The sequence below is a fragment of the Arthrobacter sp. 4R501 genome, from assembly GCF_002929755.1.
In the GTDB taxonomy this organism is placed as follows: Bacteria; Actinomycetota; Actinomycetes; order Actinomycetales; family Micrococcaceae; genus Arthrobacter.
Genome location: NZ_PJIW01000001.1, coordinates 206004 through 230643, shown reverse-complemented (window position 1 = coordinate 230643; position 24640 = coordinate 206004). Strand labels below are relative to the sequence as shown.

22 protein-coding genes and 3 pseudogenes are annotated in these 24640 nt (G+C 66.1%); 21 read left to right on the top strand and 4 right to left on the bottom strand.

What is annotated here, in order from left to right:
- Positions 1-19: 19 nt before the first annotated feature.
- The 7 genes and pseudogenes from CXR02_RS01110 (at position 20) to mgrA (CXR02_RS01080) (ending at position 9022) form a co-directional block, all read left to right on the top strand.
- On the top strand, positions 20-1360 hold the full coding sequence (locus CXR02_RS01110) for a sugar ABC transporter substrate-binding protein (RefSeq protein ID WP_104060306.1): 1341 nt from the start codon (positions 20-22) through the stop codon (positions 1358-1360).
- A gap of 85 nt (positions 1361-1445) precedes the next feature.
- Positions 1446-1667: a hypothetical protein gene (locus CXR02_RS01105; RefSeq protein ID WP_104060305.1), complete on the top strand. Its 222-nt coding sequence runs from the start codon at positions 1446-1448 to the stop codon at positions 1665-1667.
- A 102-nt stretch (positions 1668-1769) separates the two neighbouring features.
- Positions 1770-3560, top strand: coding sequence for a hypothetical protein (locus CXR02_RS01100; protein WP_104060304.1), 1791 nt, complete (start codon positions 1770-1772; stop codon positions 3558-3560).
- A gap of 249 nt (positions 3561-3809) precedes the next feature.
- Entirely contained in the window at positions 3810-4847 is a 1038-nt protein-coding gene (mgrA, locus tag CXR02_RS01095; RefSeq protein WP_104060303.1) for an L-glyceraldehyde 3-phosphate reductase, read from the top strand.
- A 334-nt stretch (positions 4848-5181) separates the two neighbouring features.
- On the top strand, positions 5182-7389 hold the full coding sequence (locus CXR02_RS01090) for an alpha-galactosidase (protein ID WP_104060302.1): 2208 nt from the start codon (positions 5182-5184) through the stop codon (positions 7387-7389).
- 86 nt (positions 7390-7475) lie between these two features.
- A pseudogene (locus CXR02_RS01085) lies at positions 7476-7902 on the top strand (SDR family NAD(P)-dependent oxidoreductase); the annotation flags it as partial.
- Positions 7903-7942: 40 nt separating this feature from the next.
- Positions 7943-9022 (top strand): annotated as a pseudogene (gene mgrA / locus CXR02_RS01080) (L-glyceraldehyde 3-phosphate reductase).
- 2 nt (positions 9023-9024) lie between these two features.
- Here mgrA (CXR02_RS01080) and CXR02_RS01075 read toward each other — a convergent pair.
- A pseudogene (locus CXR02_RS01075) lies at positions 9025-9438 on the bottom strand (TniB family NTP-binding protein); the annotation flags it as partial.
- Here CXR02_RS01075 and CXR02_RS01070 point away from each other — a divergent pair.
- Positions 9400-9939: a recombinase family protein gene (locus CXR02_RS01070; RefSeq protein ID WP_104060385.1), complete on the top strand. Its 540-nt coding sequence runs from the start codon at positions 9400-9402 to the stop codon at positions 9937-9939. The pseudogene CXR02_RS01075 and the gene CXR02_RS01070 overlap by 39 nt on opposite strands.
- 285 nt (positions 9940-10224) lie before the next feature.
- Here CXR02_RS01070 and CXR02_RS01065 read toward each other — a convergent pair whose 3' ends face one another.
- Both CXR02_RS01065 and CXR02_RS01060 read right to left on the bottom strand, forming a co-directional pair.
- Positions 10225-10560 (bottom strand): hypothetical protein, encoded by a 336-nt coding sequence (locus CXR02_RS01065; RefSeq protein ID WP_104060301.1) that lies wholly within the window; start codon positions 10558-10560, stop codon positions 10225-10227.
- 17 nt (positions 10561-10577) lie between these two features.
- Positions 10578-11306, bottom strand: a complete 729-nt coding sequence (locus tag CXR02_RS01060) for a GntR family transcriptional regulator (protein WP_104060300.1) — start codon at positions 11304-11306, stop codon at positions 10578-10580.
- 106 nt (positions 11307-11412) lie between these two features.
- On the opposite strand from CXR02_RS01060, the gene CXR02_RS01055 reads away from it, so the two are divergent.
- The 13 genes from CXR02_RS01055 (at position 11413) to CXR02_RS00995 (ending at position 24120) form a co-directional block, all read left to right on the top strand.
- Positions 11413-12171 (top strand): LamB/YcsF family protein, encoded by a 759-nt coding sequence (locus tag CXR02_RS01055; protein WP_104060299.1) that lies wholly within the window; start codon positions 11413-11415, stop codon positions 12169-12171.
- Positions 12172-12231: 60 nt separating this feature from the next.
- Positions 12232-13584: an MFS transporter gene (locus tag CXR02_RS01050; RefSeq protein ID WP_104060298.1), complete on the top strand. Its 1353-nt coding sequence runs from the start codon at positions 12232-12234 to the stop codon at positions 13582-13584.
- Between the two features lie 19 nt (positions 13585-13603).
- Positions 13604-15310: a carboxyltransferase domain-containing protein gene (locus CXR02_RS01045; RefSeq protein WP_104060297.1), complete on the top strand. Its 1707-nt coding sequence runs from the start codon at positions 13604-13606 to the stop codon at positions 15308-15310.
- Positions 15310-17076 (top strand): biotin carboxylase N-terminal domain-containing protein, encoded by a 1767-nt coding sequence (locus CXR02_RS01040; RefSeq protein ID WP_104060296.1) that lies wholly within the window; start codon positions 15310-15312, stop codon positions 17074-17076. Before CXR02_RS01045 ends, CXR02_RS01040 begins: the two co-directional genes overlap by 1 nt.
- 335 nt (positions 17077-17411) lie before the next feature.
- Positions 17412-17777, top strand: a complete 366-nt coding sequence (locus CXR02_RS01035; protein WP_219816375.1) for a DUF1801 domain-containing protein — start codon at positions 17412-17414, stop codon at positions 17775-17777.
- Positions 17778-17960: 183 nt separating this feature from the next.
- A complete protein-coding gene (locus CXR02_RS01030) occupies positions 17961-18263 on the top strand; it encodes an urease subunit gamma (RefSeq protein WP_104060294.1) in 303 nt (100 codons plus the stop codon).
- A 14-nt stretch (positions 18264-18277) separates the two neighbouring features.
- Positions 18278-18625 carry an urease subunit beta gene (locus tag CXR02_RS01025; protein WP_104060293.1) on the top strand — a complete coding sequence of 116 codons (348 nt, stop codon included), beginning with the start codon at positions 18278-18280 and terminating at the stop codon, positions 18623-18625.
- Complete coding sequence (gene ureC / locus CXR02_RS01020; RefSeq protein ID WP_104060292.1) at positions 18622-20334, top strand: urease subunit alpha; 1713 nt, start codon at positions 18622-18624, stop codon at positions 20332-20334. Before CXR02_RS01025 ends, ureC begins: the two co-directional genes overlap by 4 nt.
- A gap of 24 nt (positions 20335-20358) precedes the next feature.
- Positions 20359-20844 carry an urease accessory protein UreE gene (gene ureE, locus CXR02_RS01015; protein ID WP_104060291.1) on the top strand — a complete coding sequence of 162 codons (486 nt, stop codon included), beginning with the start codon at positions 20359-20361 and terminating at the stop codon, positions 20842-20844.
- Positions 20825-21535, top strand: a complete 711-nt coding sequence (locus tag CXR02_RS01010; protein ID WP_104060290.1) for an urease accessory protein UreF — start codon at positions 20825-20827, stop codon at positions 21533-21535. The genes ureE and CXR02_RS01010 overlap by 20 nt, the downstream gene beginning before the upstream one ends.
- A gap of 42 nt (positions 21536-21577) precedes the next feature.
- On the top strand, positions 21578-22192 hold the full coding sequence (gene ureG, locus CXR02_RS01005) for an urease accessory protein UreG (RefSeq protein WP_104060289.1): 615 nt from the start codon (positions 21578-21580) through the stop codon (positions 22190-22192).
- Positions 22189-23058, top strand: coding sequence for an urease accessory protein UreD (locus CXR02_RS01000; RefSeq protein WP_258060651.1), 870 nt, complete (start codon positions 22189-22191; stop codon positions 23056-23058). Before ureG ends, CXR02_RS01000 begins: the two co-directional genes overlap by 4 nt.
- Positions 23059-24120: a HoxN/HupN/NixA family nickel/cobalt transporter gene (locus CXR02_RS00995; RefSeq protein ID WP_104060288.1), complete on the top strand. Its 1062-nt coding sequence runs from the start codon at positions 23059-23061 to the stop codon at positions 24118-24120. It abuts the gene before it with no gap.
- Between the two features lie 53 nt (positions 24121-24173).
- Here CXR02_RS00995 and arfB read toward each other — a convergent pair whose 3' ends face one another.
- On the bottom strand, positions 24174-24596 hold the full coding sequence (gene arfB, locus CXR02_RS00990; protein ID WP_104060287.1) for an alternative ribosome rescue aminoacyl-tRNA hydrolase ArfB: 423 nt from the start codon (positions 24594-24596) through the stop codon (positions 24174-24176).
- Between the last annotated feature and the right edge of the window lie 44 nt (positions 24597-24640).

Here is a 24640-nt window from a genome sequence, read left to right as displayed (position 1 = left end):
CCTCCTCGAAAGGTCAATCATGAAGAAAACCATCGGCGCCGTTGCTACCGCCGCGGCCATCGCCATTTCCCTCTCCGCCTGCAGCGGCGGCAGCACCACCTCCACCGAGGCCAAGGGCGAAATCAACTACTGGCTCTGGGACGCCAACCAGCTCCCCGCGTACGAACAGTGCGCCGACGACTTCACCAAAGCCAACCCCGACATCAAAGTCAAGATCACCCAGCGCGGCTATGGCGACTACTGGACCACCCTGACCAACGGATTCGTCGCCGGAAACGCCCCGGACGTCTTCACGAACCACCTCACCAAGTACCCCGAAATCGCTTCGAAGAAGCAGCTCCTCCCCCTCGACGACGCCGTCAAGAACGACAAGCTCGACATGGACATCTACAACGAGGGCCTCGCCGACCTTTGGGTCGGCCAGGACGGCAAGCGATACGGCCTGCCCAAGGACTGGGACACCGTGGGCATGTTCTACAACACGGCCATGACCGACGCCGCCGGGCTCACCGCCGAGCAGATGGCCAACCTGGACTGGAACCCGAAAGACGGCGGCAGCTACGAAAAGGCCATCGCCCACCTCACCGTGGACAAGAACGGCAAACGCGGCGACGAAGCCGGCTTCGACAAGAACAACGTCGCCGTCTACGGCATGGGCCTCGCCGGCGCGGGCTCCGGCCAGGGCCAGGCCGAATGGAGCTACCTCACCGGCACCACCGGCTGGACCCACACCGACAAAAACCCCTGGGGCACCAAGTTCAACTACGACGACCCCAAGTTCCAGGAAACCATCTCCTGGTGGGCCGGCCTGGTCGACAAGGGCTACATGCCCAAGCTTGAAACCACCGTCGGCGCCAGCATGTCAGACATCTTCGGGGCCGGGAAGGCCGCCATCAACGTCAACGGCTCCTGGATGATCGGCCAGTACACCAGCTACAAGGGCATCAAAGCCGGCATCGCCCCGACACCCAAGGGACCCAACGGCAAGCGCGCGTCCATGTTCAACGGCCTGGCCGACTCGATCTGGGCCGGCACCAAGAACCCGGCTGCTTCCGTCAAGTGGGTCGAATACCTCGCCTCCACCGACTGCCAGGACGTCGTAGCCTCCAAGGGCGTAGTTTTCCCCGCCGCCAAGAGCTCCTCCGAAAAGGCCGCCGCGGCCTTCGAGGCCAAGGGCGTCAACGTCAACGCCTTCACCACCCACGTCAAGGACGGCACGACCTTCCTCTTCACCATCACCGAGAACGCGACAAAAGTCGATGGCCTCATGGCGCCGGCAATGGACGCTGTGCTGTCGGGCAAGAAGGACGCCAGCAGCCTGACCGAGACCAACGAAAAGGTCAACGCCCTCTTCAAGTAACCATCCGACGCCGGTGGAAGGGGCGGACCTCTTCGGTTCCGCCCCTTCCACCCGCCCGACAACGATCCACCCCTACAGGACCACCATGTATACCAATGCATCACATGAAGACCTCCTCCACGTTCAGGTCCAGAAACGCAGCCAGTTAGACGAACAACTGGACAAAGCCGTGACCATCCTCGCCGAACGTGCCCCGCTCTGCGGCCGCCAAGGGATCCTCGTTGCCCGGCGCTCCCCCCGGGACTTCACGCTCCAGCTCCACCCCGATGTCCCGTACGGAACCATCCAGGAAACGCAGGAATGGTAACCCGCAACGGGAACAGCCTCCCCTGGAAACCATGACCAGGAAACACCCATCCCACGGGATGAAACGCCGCCGGAAACCCCAACCCAACCCACGGAGAACCCCTTGACCCTGGACCTGCATGCGAACAGCACACGTCCCTTCCTGGCCGCCGGGATGGAGATCTCGATCGACCCCGCGCGTCAAGTCCTCACCCTGGCCACCCCCGACGGCGCATCCCTGGCGCGCCTTCGCCTGCTTGCCAGCGTCAACACGACCGCCGGCACTGACGAAATCCGCGTCACAGACGTCAACGTCAACGCCCCCAACGGGAACTTCACCCAGGTGGGCATCACCGCAACGAGCTCACTGTGGCAGCACCACCACACCCAGCTGCGCGCCGGCGTCGACGCCCTGGAACTGACCACCACCGTTCAGGGCGCAGGCCGCATCACCTCCATCCGCCAGCTCGGCGCCCACGTGGCCGGCTCCGGCCTGCTGCCCAGCGACCTGCTCCACAGCACCGTCTTCTCCCCCAACCCGGACCGGCCATGGCAGGTCCACCGCCCCGCAGGGGAATCCGCAGCCCTGGGCGTAGTGGGAGACGGTGGTCAGCCCGGCGTCGGAAGATGGCTCTTCACCCCACCACCACTGTGCCTGGCCCTCTCCTCCGCGGACCCCGACGCGTCCCCGGCGTCGGGCGGGCCCTGCCTGATGATCGGTGTCGCAGCCAAGCGGCGCCCTTTCACCCAACTCACCTACGATGCCCTCACCCCAGGCTTCTCCCTCCGATACGACTACGACGGACACACCGCAGTAGAGGGCCAATTCAGCACCCCCACACTCCTGCTGTTCCTCGCCGATGACCCCTACGACGGGCTCAAACGCTACCGCGAGCTGCTCGACGCGCGAGGTCTACTGCCCGCCCGCACCCAGGCCACGCCCTCACCAGCGTGGCTCGAGCCGATGTTCTGCGGCTGGGGCGCCCAAAACGCCGACGCAATGGCCTCCATTGGCGGGCAGCGCCCAGCAGTGGACCGGGCACGCCAGGCAGACTACGACGGCTATCTCAACACGCTCGCCATGCACGGAATCGTGCCCGGAACCATCGTCATCGACGACAAATGGCAGCAGGACTATGCCACCTGCCGGCCCGACACCGAAAAATGGCCGGACATGGCCGGATGGATCCGGGAACGGCAAGACGCCGGCCAGCGGGTCCTGCTCTGGTACAAGGCCTGGGACACCGAGGGCGCACCACCGGAAGCCTGCGTCCGTGACCACACCGGTCAGCCGGTCGCCCTCGACCCCGAATCACCTGCCGGGCGCAAGCTGATCCGGCAAGCAGCACGGTCCATGATCGCCGAGCTCGGTGCCGACGGGATCAAAATAGACTTCACCGCCTCCACCCCCGCCGGCTCCGCCCTCACCCATGCCGGGCCGTCATGGGGAATCGACCTGCTCCACGAACTGCTCGCAGTGCTGTACCAGGCCATCAAGGAGATCAACCCCGACGCCCTCGTGGTCACCCACACACCAGACCCCGGCTTCCGCGACGTGACCGACATGCTCCGCCTCAACGACGTGCTCATGCTCGACCAGCCAGGCGGCCACACCGAACCACCCAACACCACCCCCGGCACCGGCGTCGTCGACACCATGACCCACCGGGCCCGCGTCGCCACCTCTGCATGCCCGGAACTGCTGATCGACACCGACGGGTGGGCACTGCCCAGCCAAGCCGCCTACCTGAGCTGGACCTCGGCACAAGCCGGTCTCGGGGTTCCCAGCCTCTACTACACCGACCGCCTCGACGTGCCCGACTCCAGCGAACAGCCCATCCCGCCCTCGTCCCTGCACGCCACCGCACAGCACTGGGCAACCTACCGGGCCACGCTAACCGCCGAGGTTGAATAACATACGAAAAAAGGGGGGCGTGCAGCCTCGGAACGCGGAAGACTGCCCAGCGCAAATTACCGTTTGGGCTTCGATCGACGCATCTCAATACTGTCTGCACCAAGGCGTCAGAGCGACCATGACTTTGTTGCGGCCCTGACGTACCTGCTGTCCTCCTGCACTGAACCATCCGGCCGGTTCAAACTGGCCCTTAACCTCCCGCACCCATGCGCCGGACCGCTTCTTGCCGCGGCCGGCAGAAAGGCACCGATGACTTATTCGGCTGCGAACACCCGCTATGAATCCATGCCCTACCGCCGCGTCGGACGCAGCGGCCTCAAACTTCCCGCCATCTCGCTAGGCCTGTGGCACAACTTCGGCGACGACAAGCGCTTCGATGAACAGCGCGCCATCCTCCGCCGCGCCTTTGACCTCGGCGTCACCTACTTTGACCTGGCCAACAACTACGGCCCGCCGGACGGCTCAGCCGAAACCAACTTCGGCCGCCACCTGCAGGACGACTTCGCCCCTTACCGGGATGAACTCGTCATCTCCACCAAAGCCGGCTACTACATGTGGCCCGGCCCGTACGGCGAGTGGGGCTCCCGCAAGTCCCTGCTCTCCAGCCTGGACCAGTCGCTGCAGCGCATGGGCCTGGACTACGTGGACATCTACTACAGCCACCGCCCGGACCCGGACACCCCGATGGAAGAGACTATGGGCGCCCTGGACCATGCGGTGCGCTCCGGCAAGGCGCTCTACGCGGGCATTTCCTCCTACACTCCGGAGCAGACCATCGAGGCTGCCCGGATCCTGAAGGAACTCGGCACGCCGTTGCTGATCCACCAGCCCAGCTACTCCATGCTGAACCGCTGGACCGAAAACGGAACGCCGAACCTTTACGAGGCGCTGGAAGAGGTGGGAGCCGGGTCCATCGCGTTCTCCCCGCTGGCACAGGGCATGCTGACGGACCGCTACCTGGTCGGAATCCCGGCCGATTCGCGGGCGGCCAAACAACGGTTCCTGTCCAAATCTGCCCTGACGGAGGACAAACTGGACCGTGTCCGCGGGCTCAACAGGATCGCCGCTGGCCGCGGGCAATCACTGGCGCAGATGGCGATCGCCTGGATCCTCCGCGACCAGCCCAAGGGGTCGCCCGTCACCTCCGCCCTCGTGGGTGCATCCAGCGTCAAGCAACTGGAAGACACGGTATGCGCCATAAACAACCTTGCATTTACCGGCGAGGAACTCGCGGCCATCGACGAATTCGCAGCCGAATCAGAGATCACCGTGACCGTCCGCACCTGATGCCCCGCCTATATCCCCGTGGCGCCATGATAGGTGGCATCGAGATGATTAAGTCCTATGGATGAAGGAGTCGAAGGCGATGTGTGATCGTTTCCGTGGCGTGTCGACGTGCCAGTTGTGCCAGATCGCTGCGGCGAGTGCGGAGAGTCTGGCTGCGACTCTCGCGTAGACCCCCGAACGCTGCAAAACCCCGCCAGCTCACTCACCCAAGCCAACGAACAAGTCAACGCCCTCTCCAAATAACGACCCGCCATACCTACTGCGGCCGCGGGCATCGAATCCCCCCCCAGCGCGCAGCCCCACCCCGTTACTCCCACGCAGAAGGACAACATCAATGGATCCCCTCCACCTCCGTTCCGCCGGTACCAGCCTGGTGATCAGCTTCGACAGTGGGGAGGCCGAGGTCATCCACTGGGGCGCGGACCTTGGCAGTACGCTGCCAAACCTCGCTATCCTCACGGCGGCCATCCCGCCGTCGTCCGCCGACGCCACTGTGCCCGCCGGTCTCCTGCCGCAGGCATCCTCCAGCTGGCGGGGCCGTCCTGCCCTGCGCGGTCACCGCATCGCCGATGGCGTGTCCGGCCTGGACTTCTCGGCCCGCCTCCGCGTCGTGAGCGCCGGTGCCGAGCGGACCTCCGCGGTGATCGTGCAGTCCGACGCCGACACTGGCCTGACCGTCTCGTCCGCACTGACACTGCACGACGGCGGCCTGCTGGAACTGCGCCACACCCTCACCAACGATGGCAGCACGCCCTACCAGCTCGACGAACTGGCCACCGTCCTCCCGGTGGCGCCCGACGCCGTCGAACTCCTTGACCTGACCGGGCGCTGGTGCCGGGAACGCCACCCGCAGCGCCGCCCCATCCAGCAGGGCACCTGGGTGCGCACCGGCCGGCACGGCCGCACCGGCCACGACTCCTCACTGCTCTTCGCCGCCGGCACCGCAGGTTTCGGCAACCGACACGGAAAGGTCTGGGCCACGCACCTGGCCTGGAGCGGCAACCACGAACAGTTCGCCGACAGCATCGGCGACGGCCGCACCATGATCGGCGGCTCCGAACTCCTGGGCCCGGCCGAGGTCATCCTCGCACCGGGCGCCAGCTACACCACCCCGGCCCTGTTCGCAGCGTATTCAGACCGCGGCTTGGACGGCATCAGCGAGGCGTTCTACAGCTGGTTCCGGTCCCGCCCGCACCACGTGCTCCCGGCCGCCGCCGCGGGTCTGCCCTCCGGAAAGCCGCGCCCCGTGGTGCTCAACACCTGGGAAGCTGTCTACTTCGACCACAACCTGGCCACCCTGATCGAGCTGGCAGACTCCGCCGCCGAACTGGGCGTGGAGCGGTTTGTCCTCGACGACGGCTGGTTCCGCGGACGCCGCGACGACCACGCCGGCCTGGGCGACTGGTACGTCGACGAAACCCTCTGGCCTGACGGACTCACGCCACTGATCGACACCGTAACCTCCCGCGGGATGGAATTCGGGCTCTGGGTGGAACCGGAAATGGTCAACCTGGACTCCGATATTGTCCGCGCGCACCCCGAATGGATCGTCGGTCCCGCCGCCGCATCGCACAAGGACGGCGGCCGCCTGCCGATCGAGTGGCGGAACCAGCACGTGATCGACCTCGTCAACCCCGACGCGTGGCAGTACATCTTCGACCGCGTCGACGCCCTGCTGCGCGAGAACAACATCAGCTACCTCAAATGGGACCAGAACCGGGACCAGCTGGAACACGGCCACGCCGGCCGCTCCTCGGTCCACGAACAGACCCTTGCCGCCTACCGGCTCTTCGACGAACTCAACAAGTCCCACCCCGGCGTCGAAATTGAAAGCTGCTCCTCCGGCGGCGCCCGCGTGGACCTGGGCATCCTGGAACGCACCGACCGGATCTGGGCCTCGGACTGCAACGACGCCCTCGAACGGCAGACCATCCAGCGCTGGACCGGGCTGGTAGTCCCGCCGGAGCTCGTGGGCGGTCACATCGGACCCACCACCTCGCACACCACGGCCCGCACGCACGATCTGTCCTTCCGCGCCATCACAGCGCTGTTCGGCCACTTCGGCATGGAGTGGGACGTCCGTGAAGTCCAGGGCGCCGAGCGCGAGGAACTCAAACGCTTCATCGGGATCTACAAGGAACACCGCAGCCTGATCCACTCCGGACGCATGGTCCGCGCGGACGTCCCCGACGATTCCCTGATGCTCCACGGCGTGGTTGCTCCCAGCGGTGCCTCGCAGGGCACCGATCTCCCGGGCACGACGGCGGCGCTGTTCGCCCTGGTCAGCACGGGCACCGCGTTCGCGGAACAGACCGGACGGATCACCATCCCCGGTCTGGAACCGGACCGGGACTACCGGGTGGAAGCCATCTTCCCGGCGCCCGGAGACGCCGACTATGCCCACACATTCACTCAGGTCCAGCCCCCCGCTTGGCTAGCGGACGGGGCGGTGGCCGGTGGCCGTTTCCTGGCCGAAGTGGGCCTGCCGATGCCCGCCCTCAACCCGGAACACGCACTGCTGCTGGAATTTACCGCACTGTAGCAACTGAAAGGCCTGCCCCGCCGTTGCCCCTGCTCTTCGCAGCAGCGGAAACGGCGGGGCAGCCTCCACGCAGTCAAAGGAAATCCATGAAGGTTCTGGTCACTGGCGGCACCGGGTACATCGGCTCGCACACTGTGCTGTCCCTGCAGGAGCCGGCCACGATGTGGTGGTGATAGACGACCTGGTGAATTCCAGCGAAGAGTCCCTGCGGCGCTTCGCCGAGCTCAGCGGCAAAACCGCCGAGTTCCACAACGTGGACCTCGTGGACGAGGCCGCCGTCGACGCCGTCTTTGCCGGGCACTCGATCGACGCCGTCATCCACTTCGCCGGCCTCAAGGCCGTCGGCGAATCAGTCCGCGAACCCCTGAAGTACTACTGCAACAACCTCACCGGCACGCTGAACCTCATCCGGGTCATGGACCGCCACGACGTCCGCGCCATGGTCTTCAACTCCTCGCCACCGTCTACGGGGGGCACAACCCCAAACGTTGCGCTTATGTCACGCGCGTAGAGTCGCGGCCAAGTGCTGCCCGCCTCACAAGAGAGATCAAAGATGACCACCACTGTCACCAGCCGGGCCGCCAGAGCGGCTGCGGAAAACCGCTACGAAACCATGCCCTACCGCCGCGTCGGACGCAGCGGCCTCAAACTTCCCGCCATCTCCCTGGGCCTGTGGCACAACTTCGGCGACGACAAGCGCTTCGATGAACAGCGCGCCATCCTCCGCCGCGCCTTTGACCTCGGGGTCAACCACTTTGATCTGGCCAACAACTAGGGCCCGCCGGACGGCTCAGCCGAAACCAACTTCGGCCGCCACCTGCAGGACGATTTCAAGCCGTACCGGGATGAACTCGTCATCTCCACGAAAGCCGGCTACTACATGTGGCCCGGCCCCTACGGCGAGTGGGGCTCCCGCAAGTCCCTGCTCTCCAGCCTGGACCAGTCGCTGCAGCGCATAGGCCTGGACTACGTGGACATCTTCTACAGCCACCGTCCGGACCCCGAGACGCCGATGGAAGAGACCATGGGTGCGCTGGACTACGCCGTGCGTTCCGGCAAGGCGCTGTACGCGGGCATCTCCTCCTACACGCCGGAACAGACCATCGAGGCTGCCCGGATCCTGAAGGAGCTCGGCACCCCGCTGCTCATCCACCAGCCCAGCTACTCCATGCTCAACCGCTGGACCGAGAACGGTGCACCGAACCTTTACGAGGCGCTCGAAGAGGTGGGCGCCGGTTCCATCGCGTTCTCCCCGCTGGCGCAGGGCATGCTGACGGACCGCTACCTGAACGGCATCCCGGCCGATTCGCGGGCGGCCAAACAACGGTTCCTGTCCGAATCGGCACTGACCGAGGACAAACTGGACCGTGTCCGCGGGCTCAACAAGATCGCCGCCGGCCGCGGGCAATCACTGGCGCAGATGGCCATCGCCTGGATCCTCCGCGACCAGCCCAAGGGCACACCCGTCACGTCCGCCCTCGCGGGGGCATCCAGCGTCAAACAACTGGAAGACACGCTATCCGCCATCAACAACCTGGAATTCACGCAGGACGAGCTGAAATCGATCGACAAATTCGCCGCCGAGTCCGACATCAACCCCCGCGCGGAGAAGAGCGCCGCTGTCGGCAGGTGAAGTCAAAGTGTCCGGCTGCGACTACGTTCCGGTGCACGCGCCGCATCGTCACTGAAAACGATCGCCGCGGTCGTCAAGAGCCGGGTGAGTTCGCCAATGGTTCCCTCGCTTCGGGTTAGCAAATACTGCGCCATATCGGGGGTAGCGATGTCCGAGGGGCGCTGCAGCGGCAGGGCGGCGGCGAAGCTGACCAATAACGACAGTGTGTCCTCACCCGTATTCCACAGGGGAAGGACGATGGGCTCGAACCGGTTCTCCAATTGATCATCGGATCTGACCGCAAGATACGCCTCCCGTGTTCCGACGCCGATAATCGGCATGCGCAGCTCGTTGCCCAGGAATCGCAGGAGATTGAGGAACTCCCGGCGGCTGTTGCACTGCCCGGCGAGGACATTGTGCAGCTCGTCGATGACAAGAAACGCCAGCTCGAAGGCCAGGTTCTGGACCGGGTTTTCGAGGACACGGCTTCCGGCAGGGACACGGCCAGGCCCCAGCTCACGGAACTGCTGCGGTTCGCCCGCGACGGGGACACCGTGGTCGTGCACAGCATGGACCGGCTGGCCCGGAACCTCGATGACTTGCGCGCCCTGGTTCAGGGCCTGACCCGCAAAGGCGTGCGGGTGGAGTTCGTCAAAGAGAGCCTGGTCTTCACCGGCGAGGACTCCTCCATGGCCAACCTCATGCTCTCCGTCATGGGTGCCTTCGCCGAATTTGAACGCTCCCTCATCAGGGAACGCCAGAGGGAAGGCATCGCGTTGGCTCAGCAGCGCGGCGCCTACAAAGGGCGTAAAAAGACCCTGACGCCGGAAAGAGCCGCCGAGCTGGTCACACGCGCCGGCAGTGGAGTCCCGAAAGCCGTCCTCCCCCGTGACAGGGAGACGGTCTACCAGTACCTGCGGCAAGCCAAGCTGGGGTGAAACCTTTTCCCTGCCGGCGACGCCGTTAAGCCGTTGCCGAAGCGGCGATAGCTTGACGGGACGTCCGCTATCGCCAGTTAAGCAACGGGAATGGAAGTAGCTGCGAGTACTCCCGTTCCACGAAGAAATCGGCGTTTCTGCAGATAAGACCCCTTTGTGGCGATGATTGCTTTGGACGCAGAACGTGAATTTACTCCTGGATGCCGCTAGGTTTCCTGCATTCATGCAAGTTTCCATGGCGTACATGGTTGCGTTGAGTGGAGCCGTTCTGGGTTCCCGGCGGAACTAAGCCGAGCAGGCCTCCGTCAGTGCGTCGACTGACTCAGCCGGCACCTGGTCTCCGGCTTCGGCGATCTGGCCCAACGGCGTCGTAATTTCAGCGGGCACGCCGGCAGCGTCCGCGGCGGACACCAGCCCGCCCAGGAGCGCCTTGTCCTGAACGCTGACCAGGCCGTCCTCCACCACTGTGCAGACCTGCTTCTTGACCTCGTCCGAGGCCGCGGTTGCCACCTTGGAGGCGGCGTCGTTCGCGGTGTTTTGGGCGACTTCCTGAACCGATCCACAGGCGGAGAGCAGGAGCATCAGGGGGACGGCGGACAGGGCTGCAAGGCGGCGTTTCATCACTTCACCCTACCGGCTCAGTCTGTTCCGGCTTCGCCATGCACTTCGCTCAGGTTGTCTTCGGAGCGGTCCAGGTACGCCAGGAGAAGGTCAGCCGCGCGGTCCAGTTCCCCGGCTTCCAGGGCCAGGCAGATCGCTTCGTTGTCCGGCAGGTAGTGCTGGTAAAACTGCGCGTCCACGGTGGCTTTGTGGAAGAAAAGGCGCATCTCGGCCAGGACCTGGCCCATGATGCTGTTCAGCCGCGGGCTTCCGGCCATGGCCACAATGGCGCCGTGGAAGTGCTGGTTGGCGGTGCCCAGGGCTTCGTCGTCACCGGCTGCCGCAGCTCGTTTGCCTTCCTCAACGGCGGCCCGGACGGCGGCCACGTCCTCCGGGCTGCCTCCGGCACGCAGCGCGCTGACCTCGATGGCGCGCCGGACGGTATAGACGTCGTGGACGTCCCCTGCCTCCATGCTTGCCACGAAGACGCCTCGGTTGGGATGGCGGACCACCAGGCGTTCGCTGGCAAGCTCAACGAAGGCCTCGCGCACCGTGTTGCGGGAGACGCCCAGGTCCTCGGCGATGGTGGATTCGGTGAGCCGCGTTCCGGGAAGCAATGCTCCCTCCGCCAGCTGCAGGCGGAGTTCATCCGCCACCCGCTCAGCCACGGACGGAACGGCCACCCGCAGGCGGCCTGAGGCGGTCCGCGTCGCCGCGTGATTCGCCGAAACGCGGGAAGAGGGGACGATCGGTTCTGAAGAGGCCATACTCGAGAATTTACACGATCGTCACATTGTTGAATCGAAGGATTGTTGAACAATCCGTAAATTTAGTGCATCCTAGTAGGACCACTCAATGAGACGGGGATCACAAATGGCAACGATTGACCTGAACAGCGACGTCGGCGAATCCTTCGGCCGCTGGAGCCTCGGCGATGACCTGGCCATGTTCGGCTCGGTTTCGAGCGCGAACGTGGCCTGCGGATTCCACGCCGGCGATCCCAGCGTCATCCGCAGGACCTGCCGCGAGGCTGCTGCTGCCGGCGTTGTCATCGGTGCCCACGTCGGCTACCGGGATCTCGCCGGTTTCGGACGCCGTTTTATGGACATCAGCCCCGCGGAACTGGCCGACGACGTGGTGTACCAGATCGGTGCCCTGCAGGCCCTGGCCGCCGTTGAAGGAACCCAAGTCCGGTATGTGAAGCCGCACGGCGGACTGTACAACGCCATCGTGACGCACACAGCGCAGGCCCAGGCCGTCGTCGACGCCGTGAAAGCGGTTGACCCCAGCCTTCCGATCCTCGGCCTGCCAGGTTCGGAAGTCCTGCGGCTTGCCGATGCAGCGGGACTGCGCGCCGTGACCGAAGCGTTCGCGGACCGGGCCTACAACCCGGACGGCACCCTGGTGTCGCGCTCCCTCCCCGGAGCAGTCCTTGAGGATCCGGAACAAGTGGCGGAACATGTCCTACGGATGGCCACTGAATCAGCGGTCCGCGCAATCGACGGTTCCATCCTTAGAATCCGCGCGGAAAGCATCTGCATGCATGGTGACTCACCGGGGGCCGTAGCGATGGCCACTGCAGTGAAGTCCGCTCTCGGAGACGCCGGTGTGAGCATCGGCTCGTTCCTCTAGCCCCATCCCATGGCCGCACTCAGGCCCCCCGCACCACCCCTCATCCCCCCGGAGGAAACCATGACCAGCACGAACAAGGCCGCAAAGGCCGCGGCGCGGAAGCCGCCGCCCGGCGCGCTCAAGGCGTACGTCGCCAGCCTCACCGGCACCTCGCTTGAGTACTACGACTTCGCCATCTACTCGGTGGCCTCAGCCCTCGTTTTCCCCAAGATCTTCTTCCCTTCGGACGATGAATTCGTGGGCCTCCTCCTGTCCTTCTCCGCCTTCGCGGTGGGATACCTCGCCCGCCCGATCGGCGGCATCATCTTCGGCCGCCTCGGCGACAAAGTGGGCCGCAAGTACGTCCTGGTCTTCACCCTGGTGCTGATCGGCGTCGCCACCGTCCTCATCGGTGCGCTGCCTGACTACTCCGCAATCGGCATCTGGGCCCCCATCATCCTGGTGCTCCTGCGCCTGGCCCAGGGCATCGGCGTCGGCGGTGAATGGGGCGGCGCTGTGCTGCTGTCCAGCGAATTCGGCGACCCCAACAAGCGCGGTTTCTGGTCCTCCGCAGCCCAGATCGGGCCGCCCGCCGGCAACCTGATGGCCAACGGCGTCCTGGCCATCCTCGCGGCCTCGCTGAGCACCGAAGCGTTCCTCTCCTGGGGCTGGCGGGTAGCCTTCCTGGCCTCCGCCCTCCTGGTGGTCTTCGGCCTGATCATCCGCCTCAAGCTCGAGGAAACCCCGGTCTTCAAGGCCATCGCAGCCCACGGCGACCAGCCGAAGGCGCCCATCAAGGAAGTCTTCACCACCCAGCCCCGTGCGCTGATCGCCGCTGCCCTGTCCCGAGTCTGCCCGGACGTGCTCTACGCGCTGTTCACCGTTTTTGTGGCCGTTTACGCCACCAAGGAACTGGGCATGACCACCGGCAACGTGCTGGCCGCCATCCTGATCGGCTCCGCGTTCCAGCTCTTCCTCATCCCGCTCGCCGGCGCACTCACTGACCGGTTCAACCGCCGCTGGGTCTACGGCATTGCCGCCGCCGCCACGGCCGTCTACATTCCCCTGTTCTTCCTGATGATCGCGGGCAAGTCCGTGGTAATGCTGATCATCGGCGTGGTGATCGGACTGGCCCTGCACGCCTTTATGTATGGCCCGCAGGCAGCCTTCATCACCGAGCAGTTCCCGGCCCGCCTCCGCTACGCCGGCAGCTCCCTGGCCTACACCCTTGCCGGCGTCATCGGCGGCGCTGTGGCTCCGTTGATCTTCACCGCCCTTTACGGCGCAGCGTCCGGCGGCTGGTACCTGATCGCCGGGTACATCCTCCTGACGGCCATCATCACGATCGTGGGCATGCGCCTCGGCCGCGACCCGCAGCCGGAAGAGGACCTCCGCCTGCTGCACGGCGATGACGCGCAGGAGAGCCACGCCTGAGCGGCGCGGCCTGATCCCCATGGAAACAGTCAGCAAGCCCGCTGCCCCGGCCCGGGTGCTCGCCGTCAGGCCGGTAGGTACGACGGCGGTGCTCGCCGAACTCTCCGGGCTCCACGACGTCCTGGCTCTCCAGGCCCTCCTTCTGGAGCAGCCGCTGCCCGGCCAGGTGGACGTCCTGGCCGCCGCCGAAACCGTGATGGTCAAGGCGGATTCACCCGCTGCGGCGCGCCGGATGGCGGCCCGGCTGCTGGAGATGGACCTGACGGTCCAGTCCCACGCCGAAGGCAAACTGGTACAGATTGAGACCGTATACGACGGCGACGACCTCGCCGAAGTGGGGCGGCTCACCGGGCTGGGCGCTGACGGCGTCATTGCGGCCCACACCGGGCAGGTCTGGACGGTCGCATTCGGCGGCTTCGCGCCGGGCTTCAGCTACATGGTGGGGGAAAACCAGGTACTTGAAGTCCCGCGCCGGAGTTCGCCCCGGACCGCCGTCCCCGCAGGTTCCGTGGCCCTGGCCGGCAACTATTCGGCCGTGTACCCGCGGAAATCCCCGGGCGGCTGGCAGCTGATCGGTCGCACCGCAGCCCAAATGTGGGACCTCAGCCGGGAGCAGCCGGCCCTGGCCGCGCCCGGTGACCGCGTGCAGTTCAGTGCGGTACGCGAGCTCATTGAAGTCGCGGTGCCGCACGCTGCCGTGGACGCCGCCGCCCTTGCTGCCCGGGAACCGGATATTCAGTCCGGCCTGCTGATCCTGTCGCCGGGGCTCCAGAGCCTGATCCAGGACCTCGGCCGCCCCGGTCACGCCGGGCTCGGCGTGTCCTCAGCCGGGGCACTGGACCGCTCCTCCCTGCGCCGCGCCAACCGGATCGTGGGCAACGACCCGTCGGCCGCCGTCGTCGAATCCGTTGCCGGCGGGCTGCGCGTCCAGGCCGTGGGGGACCAGGTGCTGGCAGTGGCCGGTGCGCCCTCGGCACTGACTGTGGTGACGCCGTCGGACGTTCCCGACCCGGACGCACCGGACGACGCTGACCAGTCCGATTTTGACCAGTCCGAGCAGGTGCGCGAGGTGCCCATGGCCACCGCGTTTGCCCTGCTGGACGGCGAGATCCTGACCATCGGCGCGCCCGAGCGCGGCTTCCGGAGCTACCTGGCCATCCGCGGCGGGGCAGCTGTGGACGCGGTGCTGGGGAGCCGGTCCACGGACACCATGTCCGGGATTGGACCTGCACCGCTGGCCGCCGGGCAACTGCTGGGAGCCGGCGCCGCCACGTCCTCCAACGTGGTGGGCAACCCCGAACTGCAGCCCGACTTTCCGGACAGCGGCGTCACGGTCCTGGACATCGTTCCCGGTCCCCGCGATGACTGGTTCGACGCCGCCGCGCTGGAATCGCTCTGCGCCCAGGAGTGGGCGGTGACCCCCCGCTCGAACCGCGTGGGCATGCGCCTGGACGGTGAGGCGCTCAGCCGAAGCCGCGACGGGGAGCTGCCCAGCGAGGGAACCATGGCCGGCGCGCTCCAGATCCCGCCGGAGGGACAGCCGGTGCTCTTCCTGGCCGACCACCCCATCACCGGCGGCTACCCGGTCATCGGCGTGGTGGTGGACCACCAGCTGGACCTGGCCGCCCAGGTTCCCATCGGCGGGTCCATCCGGTTCCGCTGGGCTCCCGGCTACGGACTGCCCACCGGCTTTTCCCATTCTTCCCCAGACAAAGTGAGCAACTGATGCGCAAGGTCCTGATCGCCAACCGCGGAGAAATCGCCGTCCGCATCGCCCGCGCCTGCGAGGACGCCGGACTGGAGTCCGTGGCTGTCTACGCGGACGTGGATGCCGACGCCATGCACGTGGGCGCCGCCACCGAGGCGTACAGCCTGGGCGGCAATGCGCCCTCGGAAACGTACCTCGATATCCCCAACCTCCTGCGCGTGGCCGCCGAGTCCGGGGCGGACGCGGTGCACCCCGGCTACGGCTTCCTGTCCGAGAACGCCGGCTTTGCCCAGGCGGTCCTGGATGCGGGCCTGACCTGGATCGGGCCCAACCCGGAGGCCATCCGGCAGCTCGGCAACAAGATCACGGCGCGCGAGATCGCCGTCCGCGCCGGCGCCCCCTTGGTGGCCGGCACCGACGGTCCGGTTGCTTCGGCCGCGGAGGTCCGCGAGTTCGCCGAACAGCACGGCCTGCCGATCGCCATCAAGGCGGCCTTCGGCGGCGGCGGACGCGGGCTGAAAGTGGTCCGCGAGATGGACCAGATCGAGGAGTCCTTCGATTCCGCGGTCCGTGAAGCGGTGGTGGCCTTTGGCCGCGGCGAGTGCTTTGTGGAGCGGTACTTGGACCGGCCCCGGCACGTGGAGGCCCAGGTCCTGGCGGACGAGCACGGCAACGTGGTGGTGGTGGGCACGCGCGACTGCTCGCTGCAGCGCCGGCACCAGAAACTGGTGGAAGAGGCTCCCGCACCCTTCCTGACCGAAGAACAGACCAAACTGATTTACGACGCCGCCAAGGCTGTGTGCCGCGAAGCCTCCTATTCGGGGGCCGGGACGGTGGAGTTCCTGGTGGCCGCCGACGGCACCGTCGCGTTCCTTGAGGTGAACACCCGCCTGCAGGTGGAGCACCCCATCACCGAGGAGACCGCCGGCGTGGACCTGGTCCAGGAACAGCTCCGCATCGCCGCCGGCGAGCCGCTGCGCTTCACCGCCGATCCCACACCGCGCGGCCACTCCTTCGAGTTCCGGCTCAACGCGGAGGACGTGGGCCGGGGCTTCCTGCCGTCGCCCGGAACCATCGCCACCTTCAGCGGCCCGACGGGTCCGGGTATCCGGCTGGACTCCGGGGTCCGTTCCGGTTCGGTTGTGGCGCCGCAGTTCGATTCCCTGCTGGCCAAGCTCATCGTCACCGGCGCCGACCGGCAGCAGGCGCTCCGCCGGGCCCGCCGGGCCCTCGCCGAAATGGAAATCACGGGCGTGGCCACCGTCCTGCCGTTCCACCGGGCCGTTGTCCAGGCGCCGGACTTCACGTCCGAGAGCGCGCTCGGCATCCACACGCGCTGGATCGAGACTGACTTCGCGGATTCCATCGCGGCGGATCCGGAGTTCGGCACGTCCGTTCCGGACGGTGAGCGGCGCACCATTACCGTTGACATCGACGGCCGGCGCCTCGCCGTCGGCCTTCCCGCTGACCTGCTGGATGGCTGGGCGCGCTCCGGTGCGGGCGTTCCGGCGGGGGTTTCCCTTGACGGGGCTGGCTTGGATGGCGCTGCCGACGGCGGTGCTGCCGCTGATGCCGGCGAGCTGCGCGCCGACATGGCCGGGACTGTCGTGAAGTGGCTCGTAGAGCCGGGCGCCGAGGTTTCGGCGGGGGACGCCGTCGTCGTTCTTGAAGCGATGAAGATGGAGACCCAGGTGACCGCCCACCGCGCCGGAATGCTGACCGGGATCCGCGCAGAAGCCGGCGGTGTTGTGAACGCCGGGGCCGTACTGGCGCTGATCGGCTGAGCCGTTCGGGCATGCCTGGCTCCAGCGAAAAGGTCCGGCCGTTGTCCCCACCCGGCCGGGCCTTTCCTGGCTTGTGGAGGTGCTTCAGTCGACGTGCTTGGACAGGGCCACCAGGACGCCTGCCATGGCAGAGTACCTGTTGCTGCCGAGATCGCGGACCGTCTTGATCCCCATGCCAGCAAGGACTTCAGCGTGCTTGTCCGTGAGCCGGCCAGTGCGGACGGCGGGGCGTCCAGGACTTCCTCCAGGCTCTTGCGGCGCAGCCTGGATCCGCGCCGGTGGGGATGAAAGACGAAGGTGCTTGACTATGCGTCATGACACTAAATCGAAATCCGGTGGTCGACTCGTTCCTTGAGTCGCTGGACCACCCGTTGAAGCCTGCGATTGAGCGCCTTCGGCTGGCCATCCTGGACGCGGATGACGCCATCACGGAGCACATTAAGTGGAAGGCGCCGAGCTTCTGCTTCAACGCTGTTGACCGGGTCACCTTTAACTTGCGGCCGCTTCATCACGTGCAGCTGATTTTTCACCGCGGTGCAAAGACCATCGAGGATGACTTCCATTTTGATGCCGCAAAATGGAGCGGGCTGTTGGAAATGATCGCGCAGGACCGCGGCCAGGTGATTTTTCCAAGCGCGGAGGTAGCGGCAGCCCGTCAGGCGGAATTCGTGACGATGGTGCGGGAGTGGGTTCGGGCCTGACCTGCGGGTTGACCTGCGCGCACCGGTAGCGGGTGACACGATTCGACCGCCCTGGCGGGGGTGGGACCCCGGCGGGATTCTGATAGTCTTCAGTCATCCACGGGCCTCCCGGGCGCTTCTTTGGCCGGTTGTAGATAACGAGTGGGAACTCGCGTTTTATCGCGAATGATTAGGAGGCTTTTTATGCATCTAACGCCACGCGAAAGCGAAAAACTGATGATTGTGGTTGCTGCCGATCTTGCACGACGGCGGCAGAAGCGCGGACTTAAGCTCAACCATCCGGAATCCATCGCGATTCTTACGTATGAGCTGGTCGAGGGCGCCCGTGACGGACGCCGGGTCGCGGATCTCATGAGCTATGGCACCACCATCCTGACCAGGGACGATGTTATGGAAGGCGTCGCCGACATGATCCATGACGTCCAGGTCGAGGCGACGTTCCCGGACGGCACCAAGCTCGTCACCGTGCACAACCCCATTCGCTAGGCGAAGGAGAACCCATGAAACCCGGCGAATACGTCCTCCGCCCGGAGCCCATCACGTGCAATGCGGGCCTCATTCCCCGCGCCCTGGCCGTGATCAATCGCGGTGACCGCCCCATCCAGGTGGGGTCCCACTATCATTTCTTCGAGGTGAACGATGCCCTCGAGTTCGACCGGGATGCGGCCCACGGCTTCCGGCTGGACATCCCGGCAGGCACTGCTGTGCGGTTCGAGCCCGGTGATGCCAAGACGGTCAACTTGCTCGCTCTCTCGGGCGAGCGTGCGGTGTTCGGATTCCGGGACCGCATCAACGGCCCGCTCGAGCCGAGCCGCAGCCTGATCTCCCTGCAGGACGACACCAAATGAGCTTCGAGCTGAGCCGCAAACAGTACTCGGACCTCTACGGCCCCACCACGGGCGACGCCGTTCGCCTGGCTGATACTGACCTGTTCCTCGAGATTGAGCACGACCACACCAACTACGGTGAAGAGGTGGTGTTCGGCGGCGGCAAGGTCATCCGTGACGGCATGGGCCAGAACGGGCAGCTGGTCCGCGACGACGACATCCCGGACACCGTGATCACGAACGTGATCGTGTTGGACTACACCGGCATCTACAAAGCCGATGTGGCCCTGCGCGACGGGCACATCTTCAAAATCGGCAAGGCCGGCAACCCCCAGATTTCCCGTGGCGTGAACATCACCATCGGCGTCGCCACCGACATCATCGCGGGCGAGGGCAAGATCCTCACCGCAGGCGGCATTGACACGCACGTGCACTTCGTGAGCCCCGATCAGGTGCCCGTGGCGCTGGCGTCAGGGGTCACCACCATGATCGGTGGCGGCACCGGACCGAGCGATGCGAGTAAAGCCACCACCGTCACGCCGGGTGCCTGGCACATTTCACGCATGCTTCAGGCCATGGAGAACCTGCCGATCAATATCGGACTGCTCGGCAAAGGCCACGCCAGCGCAATGGAGCCCCTCGCGGAGCAGATCCGGGCGGGTGCCATCGGGCTGAAGGTGCACGAAGACTGGGGCGCCACCACGTCCTCGATCGACATGTCGCTGCGCGTGGCCGACGAGTATGACGTGCAGGTGGCCATCCACTCCGACACCCTCAACGAGTGCGGCTTCGTCGAAGACACCATCCGGGCCATCCGCGGCCGCGTCATCCACACGTTCCACACCGAAGGCGCCGGCGGCGGGCATGCCCCGGACATCATCAAGATCGCGGCGCTGCCCAACGTCCTGCCGGCGTCGACCAATCCCACCCTGCCGTACACGGTCAACACCATCGACGAACACCTCGACATGCTGATGGTCTGCCACCACCTGAGCCCGGACATCCCCGAAGATGTGGCCTTCGCCGATTCGCGTATCCGCAAGGAGACCATCGCAGCGGAGGACGTGCTGCACGACATGGGCGTCTTCTCCATCACCAGCTCCGACTCCCAGGCCATGGGCCGGGTGGGCGAGGTGGTCCTGCGCACCTGGCAGGTAGCGGACGCCATGAAGCGCCAACGCGGAAAGCTCGACGGCGATCCCGAAGTGGGGGACAACTTCCGGCTCAAGCGCTACGTGGCCAAATACACGATCAACCCGGCGATCGCCCACGGCATCGCGGACTCGGTCGGAAGCATCGAGGAGGGCAAATTCGCCGACCTCGTGCTCTGGGACCCGATGTTCTTCGGCGTCAAGCCCGAGCTCGTTCTCAAAGGCGGGCAAGCGGTCATGAGCGTAATGGGGGATCCCAACGCCTCGATCCCCACCCCGCAGCCACGCACCCTGCGCGGCAACTTCGGGGCCCTCGGCACCGCCGTACATGCCGCATCGATCACGTTTCTTTCCCAGGCCGCCATCGCCGCCGGAGTCCCCGAGCAGCTGGGCCTGCGCCGCGTGATCCGGCCGGTGAGCGGGATCCGCACGCTCACCAAGGCAGACATGAAATACAACGGCGCAACGCCGGATATCGGCGTTGACCCGGAAACCTATTCGGTGACGGTCGACGGCGAGCCCATCACGGCGGAGCCCTCGACGGTGCTGCCCATGGCGCAGCGCTACTTCCTCTTTTAGACACATATTCCCAAGGGGGCATACATGATCATCGACCACATCATCGCCAACCGGCACGATCTCCCCGACGACGAGCTGGCCGGCCTGCACGAGGAGCAGGTCCTGCTGCCGAGCGCGGAGCTCGTCAAGAAAGTCCAGCGGGTGACCACAGACCACGGCCGCGACCTGGGCATCCGGCTCAGCGATTCCGCGGGCCCGGTACGGGATCTCCGCGACGGCGACATCCTGTTCCGCGACCACAAAACGGTCATCGTGGTGACTGCCCTGGCAACGGACGTCCTTGTTATTGCTGCCCGCAGCATCCGTGAAATGGGGGTCGTGGCGCACAACCTCGGCAATCGGCACATGCAGGCGCAGTTCTTCGACGCCGACAGTGAATATGCCGCCGAGGTGATGGTGGTGCAGTACGACCACACGATCGAGGACTACCTGATCCACGTTGGTGTGCCGTACACGCGCCAGGAACGTGTGGTGCCCGTGCCGTTCCGCCATGCCGAACACACCCACTGAGCGCGTGAACGAGCCGCCGTCGTACCTGCTGCCGCTGTTGCAGCTCTCTGACTCCGCGCTCCCCACCGGCGGGTTCAGCCATTCCTTCGGAATGGAAACGTTCCTGGAACGTGGCCTCATCGACGGCGAAGCGGGCTTCGCCCGCTGGCTGAGCCAGTTTGTGGGCATCCAACTGACGTACAGTGACGGGTTCGCCCTGCGCCTGGCGTACGAGGCGTCCTCGGTGGATGACACTGCCCGCGTCGACCGGATGATCGCCGCTGCGGCGCTGCCCCGTGAGGTCCGCGAGGCGGGGACCAAGATGGGCGCACGGATGCTGGCCATCGCCGGTACCGTGGCGCCAGGTGCGCGGCTCGCGGGCTACGCGGCCGACGTCGGATCCGGGCGTTGCGCCGGGCATCCGGCCGTCGCGTTCGGCGTCGCCGGCCGGCAGCTGGGTGTCCCGCTGGAGGAATTGCTCGCGAGCTACCTCTTCACGGCGGTCACGTCGCTGACCCAAAACGCCATCCGGGCCATCCCCATCGGGCAGGACGCCGGGCAGCGTGTCCTGCTGGGAGCGCATCCGAAGATCATGGACGCAGTCCGCCGGATCCAGGGACTCGAGGCCGACGACTTCGGGATCACGGCCCCGGGCCTCGAAATCGCCCAGATGCGCCACGAACGTCAGCGCGTCCGCATGTTTATGTCTTAGCAGTCCGCGGTTCGCCGCACCCCATACGTAGCAAGGAGCACCATGGAACTCATTAAAATCGGCGTCGGCGGTCCTGTCGGCGCAGGCAAGACCCAGCTCGTGGAACGTCTGACCCGCCACCTCAGCGCCGAGATTTCGATGGCCGCGATCACCAACGACATCTACACCATCGAGGACGCCAAGATCCTCGCGGCCAACGGGGTCCTGCCACTGGACCGCATCATCGGCATCGAAACCGGCGGCTGCCCGCACACGGCCATCCGAGAGGACACGTCGATGAACTCGGCCGCTGTGGAGGAGCTGCGGCTGCGCCACCCCGGCCTCGAAGTCGTCTTTATCGAAAGCGGGGGAGACAACCTTTCGGCCACGTTCAGCCCGGAGCTTGTGGACTTCTCGATCTACATCATCGACGTGGCGCAGGGCGAGAAGATCCCGCGCAAGGCCGGCCAGGGTATGATCAAGTCCGACTTCTTCATCATCAACAAAAAGGACCTGGCCCCGTATGTGGGTGCTGACCTCTCCGTGATGGAGGCGGACACGCTCGAGTTCCGCGGCAACAAGCCCTACTGTTTCACCAATCTCAAGACCGATGAAGGCCTGGAGCACGTCGTCAACTGGATCAGGCGCGACGTGCTCATGCTTGACCTCCGCCAGTGACGGGGGCTCCTGCGCCCGAACTCCCGGTGCGCCGCGCCGCCGTCGAACTCGCCGGTACGCTCGCCCTCACCGTGGGTGTGCGGGGCGACCGCTGCATCGCCACGAGCCAGTACCACCAGGGCGCTCTGCGTATCCTGCGGCCGCACTACCTCGATGACACCAGCCAGGTCTGCTACGTGGTGGTCAATCCCGGGGGCGGGTACGTCGGTGGCGACGAGTATGAAATCGACATCACTGTGGAAACAGGGGCACGGCTCCTGCTGACAACACAGTCAGCGACGAAGGTCTACCGCACTCCCGGGACCCGCGCCGAACAGCGGACGCACATTCGGCTCGGCCCCAACGCGAGCCTGGAATCTGTGCCGGACCCGCTGATCGCCTACCGCGGGGCGACCTACCGGCAAGCCACCGTGATTGAGATGCATGGCAGCGCCTCGCTGGTGATGGCCGAGATCGTCACGCCGGGCTGGTCACCGGACGGCGCCCTGTTTGGCTACGACGAAATCCGCCTGCGGAACGAGATCTCGGTCGACGGGCGCCTGGCGGTGCTCGACAACCTGCTGATCCGTCCGCTGACCGGTGCCGCCCCGATAGACGGCATGGCCTTCCTCGAGGACTACACGCACGTCGGTTCCCTCCTGGTCATGGATGCCCGCGTGGACGCCGCGCTGCTGAACGAGCTGCATGAGCTGCTGGTGCCGCTTGCCGACGGCTGCAACCTGGGAATGTCACTGCTCGACGGCGGCCTGGCCATCCGGGCCCTGTCCCACGCCACCGAGCCGCTGGACGCCGTTATCCGCGCCGGCATCGATTTTCTGCGGTTCCGCTGGCACGGCCAGCCCCGCCTCAACCTTCGAAAGTACTAAATGAAAGCCCTCTTGAACCATCACGAGCGGGAAGCCCTCCCGACGGCCCGCCGCCTGGCGGCCACCTTCGCGGCAGTCGCCGCCCTCCACATCGTTATGCTCGCGCTGCTGGCCGATTCGCTGCGGACAAACCACAACCCTGTGGTGCTCGGCCTGCTCATCACGGCTTACCTGGCCGGTGTGAAGCACAGCTACGACTGGGACCACATTGCGGCGATCGATAACTCCACCCGCCGGTTCGCGGCCCAGGGCCGCAGTCCCGTCAGCGTAGGCTTCGCCTTCAGCATGGGCCACAGCATGGTGGTTGTGCTTGCCGGGGTACTTGTGGTCAGTGGAGCCGGCATCATTCAGGACGCACTGAGCGACGGCTCGTCCGCGAACATGGTTTTGAGCATTACCGGGGCATCTGTCTCGGGCCTGTTCCTGCTGACCATCGGTGTTTACAACGCCGCCGCGTTCCGGCGAACCGCGTTGCTGTACCGCCGGGTCAAGGACGGTGCGACCGTCACCCGCGAGGCGCTGGCACCGACCGGGCTCGTGGCCCGCCTGCTCGACAAACCGCTCTCCCACGTTAACCGCCCACGTGACATCTTTGTCCTGGGCTTCCTCTTCGGACTCGGCTTCGACACGGCCTCGACCATCGCGTTCCTGCTCCTCACGGCGACGGCCGCCCTCGCCGGCATCTCCCCGGTCGCGCTCATGGCCCTGCCCTTCGGCTTTATGGCGGCGATGACCCTCTGCGACACGGTGAACGGCGTCGCGATGATGAAGATGTACCGGAGCGCGGTTGTGGACGCCCGGCGCCGGATCGGTTTCAACATGGTCATCACAGGTGTGTCCGCAGCCTCCGCCCTGTTCATCTCGGTCATCACCATCGCAGGCGTACTGCACGCGATGCTCGGACTCACCGACCCGGTGACCGCATTCCTTGCCGAGCTCGACCTTGGCCACGCCGGGCTGGCCCTTGTGGCGCTGCTGCTGTTCATCTGGGGTGCGCATACCTGGGTGCGCCGCGTCGGCGAAGCCGGCTCAGCCACAACCGGCGGAAACCCGCAGGAATAGGGCTCGACGGCGGGGTCACCGTTTGGTCCCGCCGGCGGGACCGCTGGGCGGCGCTACTCGGCGGACGGCCGCTGCCGTTGCCGTTTCGTCGCCGACCGCTGTTCCTTGGCGGCCAGGCGACGGCGGTTCGAACCCCGGGTGGGTTTGGTTGCCCGGCGCTTGGGGCCTTCGGGTGCCAGGCCTTCCGCCACAAGCTCGGCGAGCTTCGCCAGGGCGGTCTCGCGGTTGCGCAGCTGGGAGCGCTGCTCGGAGGAGGCCACGGTGATCACCCCGGCGACGAGGCGCGGTGCGAGACGTGTCAGCAGCATCTGCCGTTGGGCATCCGTGAGCACGGCGGAGCCGGCGATGTTCCACGAGACTTCCGCACGGCTGTCCGTCGTGTTGATGTGCTGACCGCCTGGCCCGGATGAACGCGAGAACCGCCAGCGGAGTTCTGACGCGGGAATCGTGAGCGCGGGCGACACCTCAAGATCCATGCCACCAGCGTTGCACACTATGGGCGGGATCCAGGCCCGCAGCC